The organism is Streptomyces sp. NPDC051578 (genome assembly GCF_044454045.1).
Lineage (GTDB): Bacteria > Actinomycetota > Actinomycetes > Streptomycetales > Streptomycetaceae > Streptomyces.
This window is the reverse complement of the sequence record NZ_JBITDH010000003.1, coordinates 525023-534317: the sequence shown is the minus strand read 5'-3', so window position 1 is coordinate 534317 and position 9295 is coordinate 525023. Positions and strand designations below refer to the sequence as shown.

General features: G+C 71.9%; 12 protein-coding genes. 7 read left to right on the top strand and 5 right to left on the bottom strand.

The genetic code is table 11. From position 1 onward, the window contains the following. Nucleotides 1-93: 93 nt before the first annotated feature. Nucleotides 94-354: a hypothetical protein gene (locus ACIA6C_RS18570; RefSeq protein ID WP_399277093.1), complete on the bottom strand. Its 261-nt coding sequence runs from the start codon at nucleotides 352-354 to the stop codon at nucleotides 94-96. Nucleotides 355-367: 13 nt separating this feature from the next. Here ACIA6C_RS18570 and ACIA6C_RS18565 point away from each other — a divergent pair, with 13 nt between their 5' ends. Beyond that, entirely contained in the window at nucleotides 368-646 is a 279-nt protein-coding gene (locus tag ACIA6C_RS18565) for a hypothetical protein (RefSeq protein ID WP_399277091.1), read from the top strand. Between the two features lie 138 nt (nucleotides 647-784). On the opposite strand, the gene ACIA6C_RS18560 is transcribed toward ACIA6C_RS18565, so the two are convergent. Continuing rightward, on the bottom strand, nucleotides 785-1438 hold the full coding sequence (locus ACIA6C_RS18560) for an antibiotic biosynthesis monooxygenase (RefSeq protein ID WP_399277090.1): 654 nt from the start codon (nucleotides 1436-1438) through the stop codon (nucleotides 785-787). A 238-nt stretch (nucleotides 1439-1676) separates the two neighbouring features. Between ACIA6C_RS18560 and ACIA6C_RS18555 the strand changes: the two genes are divergently transcribed. Both ACIA6C_RS18555 and ACIA6C_RS18550 read left to right on the top strand, forming a co-directional pair. Continuing rightward, a complete protein-coding gene (locus tag ACIA6C_RS18555) occupies nucleotides 1677-2399 on the top strand; it encodes a response regulator transcription factor (RefSeq protein ID WP_399277087.1) in 723 nt (240 codons plus the stop codon). Next, nucleotides 2396-3802 (top strand): ATP-binding protein, encoded by a 1407-nt coding sequence (locus ACIA6C_RS18550; RefSeq protein WP_399277085.1) that lies wholly within the window; start codon nucleotides 2396-2398, stop codon nucleotides 3800-3802. Before ACIA6C_RS18555 ends, ACIA6C_RS18550 begins: the two co-directional genes overlap by 4 nt. A gap of 45 nt (nucleotides 3803-3847) precedes the next feature. On the opposite strand, the gene ACIA6C_RS18545 is transcribed toward ACIA6C_RS18550, so the two are convergent. Further along, nucleotides 3848-4201 carry a nuclear transport factor 2 family protein gene (locus ACIA6C_RS18545; RefSeq protein WP_399277083.1) on the bottom strand — a complete coding sequence of 118 codons (354 nt, stop codon included), beginning with the start codon at nucleotides 4199-4201 and terminating at the stop codon, nucleotides 3848-3850. Nucleotides 4202-4272: 71 nt separating this feature from the next. Here ACIA6C_RS18545 and ACIA6C_RS18540 point away from each other — a divergent pair, with 71 nt between their 5' ends. Continuing rightward, the gene (locus tag ACIA6C_RS18540; protein ID WP_399277081.1) at nucleotides 4273-5145 is read left to right on the top strand and encodes a LysR family transcriptional regulator; all 873 of its coding nucleotides are present in this window, start codon (nucleotides 4273-4275) and stop codon (nucleotides 5143-5145) included. A 57-nt stretch (nucleotides 5146-5202) separates the two neighbouring features. Here ACIA6C_RS18540 and ACIA6C_RS18535 read toward each other — a convergent pair whose 3' ends face one another. After that, nucleotides 5203-6054: a LysR family transcriptional regulator gene (locus ACIA6C_RS18535; protein ID WP_399277079.1), complete on the bottom strand. Its 852-nt coding sequence runs from the start codon at nucleotides 6052-6054 to the stop codon at nucleotides 5203-5205. 80 nt (nucleotides 6055-6134) lie between these two features. Here ACIA6C_RS18535 and ACIA6C_RS18530 point away from each other — a divergent pair, with 80 nt between their 5' ends. Further along, complete coding sequence (locus tag ACIA6C_RS18530) at nucleotides 6135-6629, top strand: cupin domain-containing protein (protein ID WP_399277077.1); 495 nt, start codon at nucleotides 6135-6137, stop codon at nucleotides 6627-6629. Nucleotides 6630-6674: 45 nt separating this feature from the next. Here the strand turns inward: ACIA6C_RS18530 and ACIA6C_RS18525 are convergent, their stop codons facing one another. Beyond that, nucleotides 6675-7511, bottom strand: a complete 837-nt coding sequence (locus ACIA6C_RS18525; RefSeq protein WP_399277075.1) for an undecaprenyl-diphosphate phosphatase — start codon at nucleotides 7509-7511, stop codon at nucleotides 6675-6677. A 350-nt stretch (nucleotides 7512-7861) separates the two neighbouring features. On the opposite strand from ACIA6C_RS18525, the gene ACIA6C_RS18520 reads away from it, so the two are divergent. Beyond that, a complete protein-coding gene (locus tag ACIA6C_RS18520) occupies nucleotides 7862-8245 on the top strand; it encodes a BlaI/MecI/CopY family transcriptional regulator (RefSeq protein ID WP_361126840.1) in 384 nt (127 codons plus the stop codon). Between the two features lie 10 nt (nucleotides 8246-8255). Continuing rightward, nucleotides 8256-9257 carry a M56 family metallopeptidase gene (locus ACIA6C_RS18515; protein WP_399277070.1) on the top strand — a complete coding sequence of 334 codons (1002 nt, stop codon included), beginning with the start codon at nucleotides 8256-8258 and terminating at the stop codon, nucleotides 9255-9257. Nucleotides 9258-9295: the final 38 nt, after the last annotated feature.

Below are 9295 nucleotides of genomic sequence, written 5' to 3'. Positions count from 1 at the left end.
ACACGGGTCGCAGGACGTCGGCGTTCCCATGCCCCCTCCCTGACGGAGCGGCCGGCGCGTCGTTCACCATGGGGCCGTGCCCCGGATTCCGCGTTACCTGCTCATATGGGTGTCGTGCACGGCTGCCAGCGTGGCCGCCGTGCTCGGCACGGTCCAGTTCGTGGTCGGCACGACCCGGCACACTCCCCCGGTGGCCAGGTCCGCCCCGGTGGTCATCGAGACGCCGCCGGCGTGGCAGGCCGGCGCGAGCCCCGCACCGAGCACGCCGTCGGCGACGCCGTCCACGTCCGCCACGGCCTCGCCCACGGTGTCGGCGGCGCAGCCGTCGTCCCCGACACCTCCTGCCCCGGCCAAGAGTTCCTCGGCGATGCCCCGGACGGCGGCGTCGAAGACCGGCGTGGCCTGCGAGGACGGCGGAGCGGGGCTGCACACCATCCCCTCGCAGGGCGGTAAGGCCACGGTCCGTTACGGCAGTCGGGGTGTCTGCCTGATCTCCGCGATCCCGGGCCGTGGTTTCCGTACCACCACCGCGCAGACCGCGGACGACACCCTCACCGTCACGTTCACCAGTGACGGCCACCGCTCGGTCATCACCGTGACCGTGGAGCCGGCGGCCAAGGCAAGCGTCCGCGAGACGTCGTTCTGAATGCAGAAGCGGATCACGACTGCCCACATCCACACCCTCGGGGAGCACACCGGGCTCGCCCCACAGGCGGCCCCCTCCGGGGACCGCCTGTGGGAGCTGCGGGAACGGCTGGCCGGCGTCGGTTGCGCTCCCGCACCGTCAGAACGCCGGCCCCCCTCCCGCCGGTCCTGCGCCGTCCCCACCGGCCTCCGGCCCTGCGACCGTTCCGAGCAGCCGGTAGGGCCGCGCACCGGCAACGCCATCCGCCTGTGTCACCGGTGCGTAGAGCAGGCCATGCGCACCGTCCTCGCTCACGAACACGTGCGCGGTTCCCATGCCGGGGTGCGGGGCCGCCCGTAGCCGGTCGGCGGTGGCCTCGGCCCAGCGCGCGGCATGGGGCGCCGGCTCGCTCTCGGTGCGCGCGACGACGATCACGTCGGTCGTGTCGTCGCCGGCGTTGTCCGGCACGACGGTGTGCGCCAACCGGTAGCGGACCAGCCCGGGACGCCGGATCCCGGGGATCTCGCGGTCGATGCGGTTGACCATCTCAGCCCGGTGTTCGCGGACGAAGGCGAGGTGAGCCTCGTCGCTGGTCCACTGCGCGACGCTCAGCAGCACACGTCCGTCCGCGCTTGCGAAGCAGCTGAGCCGCAGGAAAGCCTCGGGGTGAAACCTGGCCGACAGCTCGCCCCACTCCCCGAGCAGCGCACGGGCCGCCCGGTCCTGACGGTCCCGCATGTCCACGATCCACTCGCTGATCAGCGTGGTCCCGGCGTCAGGCCGGGCCAGATCCGGCAGCTGAAACGTTGTCATACGAACCTCCTGTCGTCGCCGTGTGCCCAGCGTGGAACGTCAAGCGTGGTTGAGGTCAAGCCGGGGCTACCGTCTCGGGGCTCTGGGCTCCACCGTCCCCGTCTCCGACCGTCCCGTACGCCTGCACGTCACGGCAACGGTGCGGCGTTCGACGCCCCCCAGAGGACAGCGCGGCCGCGACCCGGTTTCCGGGTCCGCCGCCCGCGAGCCCCTCCGGCCGAGCCCCTAAGGTGTCCCCATGCCGAGCGTCCTGGTCGTGGAAGACGACCCCAGCATCCGCCAGTCACTCATCGAAGTCCTGGCGGAGCACGGGTACGCCGTCCGCAGCACGGCCGACGGGTTCGGCGCCTTGCGGGAGGTCACCCAGTCGCGCGTCGACGCCGTGGTGCTCGACCTGGGCCTGCCCGACCTGGACGGGGCGGACGCGCTGCGCATGATCCGGGGCATATCCTCCGTCCCCGTGCTGGTGGCCACCGCCCGGGACGACGAGACCGAGATCATCGCCCTCCTCAACGCGGGCGCCGACGACTACCTGGTGAAGCCCTTCTCCGGGGGACAGCTCATCGCACGCCTGTCCGCCGTGCTGCGGCGGACGGGACAGCTTGCCACCGCCGCGGGTCCGGCGGGCGCCCCCGCGGCCCCCGCGGCCGGTCCACCGCGCCCCGTCCTGGTGGGCGAACTGGCGGTGGACCCGGGCGCCCGCACCGCACACCTCGCCGGCCGGGAGCTGCGCCTCACCCGCCGGGAATTCGACCTGCTGGCGTACCTCGCCCACCACCGCGGTCTGGTCGTCTCCAAACGCCGGCTGTTGAACGAGGTCTGGCGCGAGCCGTACGTGGACGACCAGACCGTCGACGTGCACCTGTCGTCCTTGCGGCGCAAGCTCGGCGAACGCGCGACGGCCCCGCGTTACCTGCTGACCGTCCGCGGCGTCGGCATCAAGCTGGTGGCACCGCGTTGAGGCGCTCACTCGCCGGAGTAGCGCTCGCCGTGACCTCCATGGTCGCCCTCTCCTTCCTCATACCGCTCGCCGCCCTGGTGATGTCGCTCGTCAAGGAGCAGGCCGTCACCGCGGCCGAACAGCGCGCCGCCGCCCTGGCGCCGGTCCTGACCCTGACCACGGATCCGGCCGCGCTACGGGAATCCACCGCAAGCCTCGACGCGGCCGACCGCCTCGTCGTCCATCTGCCGGGTTCCGGCCCCCTCGGCAGCTCCAAGGCCCCCAGGGCCCTGCTCGAACGGGCGCAGCGCGGGCGGGAGTCCATCTCCCAGGCGATCCCGGGCGGCTGGATCTGTCTGCAGCCGGTGGTGCTCCCGGGCGACCGGGTGGCCGTCGTCGAGGACTTCGTTCCCCAGGCGGAACTGACCCACGGGGTCAAGGAGTCCTGGGCGGTCATGCTGTTCCTGGCCGTGGGACTGGTCGGCGGTTCGGTGCTGGTCGCCGACCGCCTCGGCACGAAGGTGGTCACGTCGTCGAAGCGGCTCGCGCAGGCGTCGCGCGCACTCGGCCAGGGTGACCTGGACAGCCGGGTGGAGCCGATGGGACCGGCGGAACTGCGCGACGCCGGGGTGGCCTTCAACGCGATGGCCCACCGCATGACCGAACTGCTCGCTGTGGAACGCGAACTCGTCGCGGACCTGTCCCACCGGCTGCGCACCCCGCTGACCGCCCTGCACCTGGCGTCGGAACGCATGGTCGGCACGCCGGAGTCGGCAAGGGTTGAGGCGGCGGTCGGCGAGCTGGAGACGGAACTCCAGGCCATCATCGCCGCGGCGCGCACCCCGCTCGCCGTGGGGCCGATGGGCCGGGGCATGTTCGCCGGGGACCCGTCATCCGCCACCCCCACCCCCTCAGGGGTGTCCGGTCCCCGCTGCGAGGCGGCCGAGGTGGTCCGCCGGCGCACTGCTTTCTGGTCGGTCCTGGCCGAGCAGCAGAACCGGTCCTGCTCGCTGGACGTGACCCGGGAACCCACGGCCGTCAGCCTCTCCGACGACGACCTCGCGGCCGTCGTGGACGCGCTCATAGGGAACGTCTTTCGCCACACCGCCCCCGGCACGCCGTTCGCCGTCCACGTCGTACGTACGGTCCACGCCGTACGGCTGGTCGTGGAGGACGGCGGCCCGGGCATCCCGGAACCGGACCGCGCCCTGTCCCGCGGGAGCAGCAGCGGTTCCAGCGGACTGGGGCTGGACATCGCGCGGCGGGCCGCGACCGTCGCGGGCGGCTCGATGGAGGTGTCCCGCAGCGCACTGGGAGGCGCGCACATCTCCGTGACGTTCGCCCTGTCCCCCTCGGCCCCGTCCGGACACCCTTCCCGCATGTCCCGCCGCCGTCCCCGCCGTCCCCGCGCACCTCGGGACTGAGCCCCGCGGCGCGCGCGGACGCCGCGGACGGCGGGGAGGACGGGGTCAGTCGTTTCGTTCGGCGAGGATCGCACGGGGGTCGAAAGTCACCCGGATGCGGGTGATCTTCCCGTCCTCCACATGGCTCCAGTTCGCCGTCGGGGTCGGCGGGGCGACGGTGGTGTGCAGGTTGAACCAGGTGATCACGTCCGTGCCGTCCGCCACCCTCGCCTGCACCTCGATCCGCTCCACGATCCGGCTCATCCCGCGCAGGCCGCGGAGGCACTCCTCCTTGCCGGCCGCGCGGCCGAGTGTTCCGACGAAGTCGACATCGTCTGCCAGGAGACCGGACAGGGTGTCGAAGTCGCCCGCCTCCCAGGCGGTGAAGTATTGCTTGGAGATCTGTTCCGGAGTGTTCATGCGTCCATCGTGGCGGAACGGTCATCCATCCGTCCAACAGATGATGAAGATGACAAGTATCATCATTGTTTATGGAACTGCATCAGCTGCGCTACCTCGCGGCGGTGGTCGATGAGGGCACGTTCACGGCCGCGGCGGCCCGTCTGCACGTGAGTCAGTCCGGCATCAGCACACAGGTCGGCAAACTCGAACGAGAGCTGGGGCAACAGCTTCTGGAGCGCTCGGGCCGCCGAGTCCAGCTGACGGCCGCGGGCGAAGCGGTCCTGCCCCTCGCACGGGAGGCACTTGAGACGCTCGACAGCATCGAGCACACGGCGTCGGAATTCGCGCAGGCCACCCGGGGCAGGGTCCGTCTCGGCATGATCGCGGGCTGCGCGATCCCCGGCCTTCTCGATGCCGTGGCCGGGATCGGGAAGTCCCACCCCGAGATCGTCCTGAGCCTGCACGAGGACGACTCCCGTGCCCTTCGCACTCAGGTGCTCACGCGCTCCCTCGACCTGGCTCTGATCGCGTTCGCCGGCCCGACCGAGCCCGAGCTGGACGTCGGCGTGATCCTCGATGAACCGGTCGCCGCCGTGGTGCCTGAGGGACACCGTCTGGCCCGTCGGTCGGTGCGGCTCGCCGACCTGGAGGGCGAGAAGGTGCTGTGCCTGCCGCAGGGCACGGGTATCCGGGAGGCTTACGCGCGGTCGTGCCTCCGGCTGGGGATCGAGCCGCGCGTGGACATCGAAGCCAGCTCACCGCAGACCCTGCTCGGCCTCGCCCAACGCGGCGCCGGGGTCGCCGTCCTGAGCCCGTCCTCGGGTGTCACGGACGGCGTCAGCGCCGTGCCCATCTCCGACGCCGCGACGCACGCCTGCCTCGGACTGGCCATCCGCCCGGATCAGCGTTCCCCAGCGGCCCGGCTGACGCTGGCGCGGCTCCGCGCGGCACTCACCGCCTGAGAACGCCCCGGCACGTCCTTGCGTCGAGCACGGTCCGGGGAGCGCGTGGCGAGGAACTCAACGGCGGTACACCGCCGTCGCGATCTCGACGAACGAGCGGAGCAACGGGTTGGTGTCACCGGCGTTCCATACCGCGACCACGCGGCTCGGCGCCATGTCGACCAGCGGAACCACGGCCAGGTTCTCGGGCAGGCCGTGTACGAGCGGGGCCAGGCCGACCGTGCTGTTCCACAGCACGGCTTGCAGGCATTCCTGGACGACGCGTACCACCGGGCCCTCGCGCGGTTCGCCGCCGTTCCAGTACGACCGCCAGGCCGGGTCGGTGCCCTGCGGGAACTGGAACCAACGGCGGTCGGCCAGGTCGGCCACCCTCAGGTGGTCGCGACCGGCCAGCGGATCGTCGGCGCGCAGTACCGCGCCGACCGGATCGGTGCGCAGCTCGCGCACCGTCAGGGCGGTGTCGTCGAACGGCGCACGCGTCAGGGCGACGTCGACCAGTCCGGCTCGCAGCCCGCAGGTCGGGTCGATCAGGTCCGCGTCGCGGATGCGGATGTCGACGCCGGGATGCTGTTGCCGGAAGACGGCTGCCAGGCTGGTGATGGCGGGGTCGGTGCTGTCACCCAGGATGCCGATGGTGAGGGTGGCGGCGCCGGCCGCAGCGGTCACGCGGGCGCGGACGCGGTCGGCCTGTTCGAGCAGGGCTCGTGCTTCGTCGAGCAGTACCACCCCCACGGGCGTGAGCGTGACGCCGGCAGGAGAGCGGACGAAGAGCGGGCTGCCGATCTCCGTCTCCAGCTGTTTGATCGCCCGGCTCAGCGGCGGCTGGCTCATGTGCAGCCGAACGGCCGCCCGGCCGAAGTGGAGTTCCTCGGCGACCGCCAGGACGTAGCGCAGGCTACGTAGCTCCACGCTGCGACGATACCGTCACGGTATCCGGTCGGCTCAACAAGTCTTGGACACCCGCAGGACCCTGGCGCTGCACTGGGGGCATGACCGACGGAGCGAAGACCAGTGAACCGCAGGCCGCCCCGACCGTATCGGTGGTCGGCCCCGACGACGGCGAGACGATCGTCCTGGGCACCACGCGCCTGCGCGTCCTCGAAGACGGCAGCCACACCGGGCACCGTCTGGGAATGACGGAGTCCGTGCTCGCCCCGCACACCCCCGGACCACCGCAGCACCGCCATGCCCTCCACGACGAGGGTTTCTACGTCGTCTCCGGCACGGTGCGGTTCACCGTCGGGGACGAGGACCACGACGCGACCGCGGGCACGCTCGTGGTGGTCCCGCCCGGCGCACCGCACACCTTCGCCAACCCGGCCGCCCAACCCGCTGTCATGCTCAGCACGTTCACTCCCGCTCAGTACGTGCAGTACTTCCGCGACCTCCAGGGCTTGGCCGCCGACGGCAGGCCGCTGACACCCCGGGCCGCCCTGCAGGTCATGAGCCGCTACGCTACCGAGCCCACCGCCGGATCCGCCTGAACCGGCCCCGCCCGGCCGGCCGCCTTCGGGCGGTCGGTCAGGCGGTCAGGCGGTGAGCACGCCCGTGCCGAGCAGTGCGAACAGCAGGACACCGACGACGATCCGGTACAGCACGAAGGCGTTGAAGGAGTGCCTGGCGACGAACTTCAACAGCCAGGCGATCGAGGCGTAGGCGACGACGAAGGAGACGGCGGTGCCCACGACGAGCGGCAGAGGATCGACTCCCGCGCCGACGGCGTCCTTGAGTTCGTACAGGCCTGCGCCGGTCAGGGCCGGGATGCCGAGGAAGAAGGAGAGGCGGGTGGCCGCCACGCGGTCGAGGTCGAGGATGAGGGCGGTGGACATGGTGGCGCCGGAGCGGGAGAACCCCGGGAAGAGCAGGGCGAGGATCTGGGAACAGCCGACCAGCATGGCGTCCTTGAGACCCGTGTCGTCCTCCCCGCGCTTGTGGCGGCCCATCTGGTCGGCCGCCCACATCAGGCCGGACCCGACGAGGAGCGACCCCGCGACGACCCACAGGGAGGCGAGGGGGCCCTCGATCAGCGGCTTGGCCGCCAGGCCGACGACGACGATCGGGATGGTGGCGTAGATGACCCACCAGGCGAACTTGTAGTCGTGGTGGTAGCGCTCCTCACGGTCGACCAGGCCGCGGCCCCAGGCGGAGACGATCCGCACGATGTCCTTGAAGAAGTAGACGAGGACCGCGGCGATCGCGCCGACCTGGATCACGGCGGTGAAACCGACTACGGAGGTGTCATCGACGGGAATGCCCATCAGCCCCTCGGTAATCTTGAGGTGGCCGGTCGAGGAGACGGGCAGGAATTCGGTCACCCCCTCCACGACTCCGAGGACGGCGGCCTGTCCGACGCTGATAGCACTCATAGGGGTCCATCTCTTTCGCCAGCGCAACGGCTTTGCCGTGGTGGTCGTCGTAGTAGCGGGCCAGCAGTTCCTCGGGAGCCTTTGCGCTACCGCAGAAGTTCTACGTGACTGTAGAAGATGAGTGCGGGAACACAAAACCTGTGTGTGCGGACACGACATGGAGGCCGCGCGCAGTGCGGAAGCCGCGCCGCCGCCCCGCCGCCCGGCCGCCAGGACCGGCACCGGACCAGCACCGGACCAGCACCGGACCAGCACGGTAACCGTCACGCATGGCAGACTCCGGGAGCAGCTTCTACGGCAACGTAGAACACCTACGTGAACGCAGAAGACGGCGCAGGAGGAGGCCGACCGTGTCCGTGCACGAACCCACGCCGCCCAGGCGCGGCCGCGGCAAAGGCGAGCTGGAGGCCGAAGTCCTCGACGCGCTCCACCACGCCGCGCCCGAGGCCTTGAGCCCGGGCGAGGTCAAGGACGCCCTCGGCGGCGAACTCTCGTACAGCACCGTCGTCACCGCCCTGTCCCGGCTGTACGCCAAGGGCCTGCTCAAGCGCAGCCCCAGGGGGCGCGCCTTCGCCTACGCCCCCATCGCCGACGAATCCGGCCTCGCCGCCCACGAGATGCGCAAGGTGCTGGAGGGGCGACCGGACCGCGAGGCCGTACTGACCCGGTTCGTCGACGACCTCTCCGACGACGACGAGCAGCTGCTGCGCAAGCTCCTGGACATCGGTGACTGAGGCTCCCCTGATGCGTTTTGCCGTATACCTGCTCCTGCTCTTCCCGCTGCCGGCCGCCCTGGCCGCTCGGCCACTGGGTGCGCGGCTGCCGCCCCGCCTGGCCACCTGGCTCCTGACGGTCGGCGCGGTGGTGCTGGCGGCGGCGAGCAGCCTTGCCCTCGGAGTGCTCGCGATCACCGCGCTGATCCGCTTCCCCCTGCTCGCGCGGCTGGCCGACGGGCGCTGGTCGCCGCAGGTCGCCCAGCACCACGACCCGGCCTCGCTGTCCGTCGGCCTCCTCGCCTGCGGCGTGCTGGGCGCCACTGCCACCGCCGCGGCCGTGATGCTCTGGCGCCGGGTACGCACGCTGGCCGCCTCCGCTGCGGAGGCCGCCTGCATGCCGGGCCACGAGCAACTGGTGGTCGTCGACGACCCGGCGGCCGAGGCGTACGCCCTTCCCGGGCTGCCGGGCCGCATCGTGGTCTCCACCGGCATGCTCGACGCCCTCGACACCGCCGAGCACGAGGTCCTCCTCGCCCACGAGCGCGCCCACCTGACCCACCATCACTACCTGTTCGTCGCGGTCGCCCAGCTCGCGGCGGCCGCCAACCCCCTGCTTCGGTCGCTCGCCTCCACCGTGTCCTACACGGTCGAACGCTGGGCCGACGAGAGCGCCGCCACCGCGGTCGGCGACCGCCGGCAGGTGGCCCGCACCGTGGGCAAGGCGGCCCTGGCCGCGAAGCGCACCCGGGCCCGCGGCCGGCTCCCGGCCGCCGCGCTCGGCCTCCTGGGCCGGTTCGCACCCACGGAGCCCGGCCCGGTACCGCGTCGGGTCGCCGCCCTGCTCGCGCCGCCCCTGCGCGGCCGCACCGCGCTGATCGCCTCGGTCGTCGCGCTGCTCCTGGCGACCGCCCTGTGCGCCTTGGAGGCGACGCGCGACCTGGACACCCTCCTGGACCTGGCCGAACACGGCTCCGCACGCCACCCCGCAGCGCACTCTCCCACCGCACTTTCCGCCGGTCAGCGGCCTTGACGGTGCGGTGGTTCCCGCGGCCGAAGAGCGGGGGAACG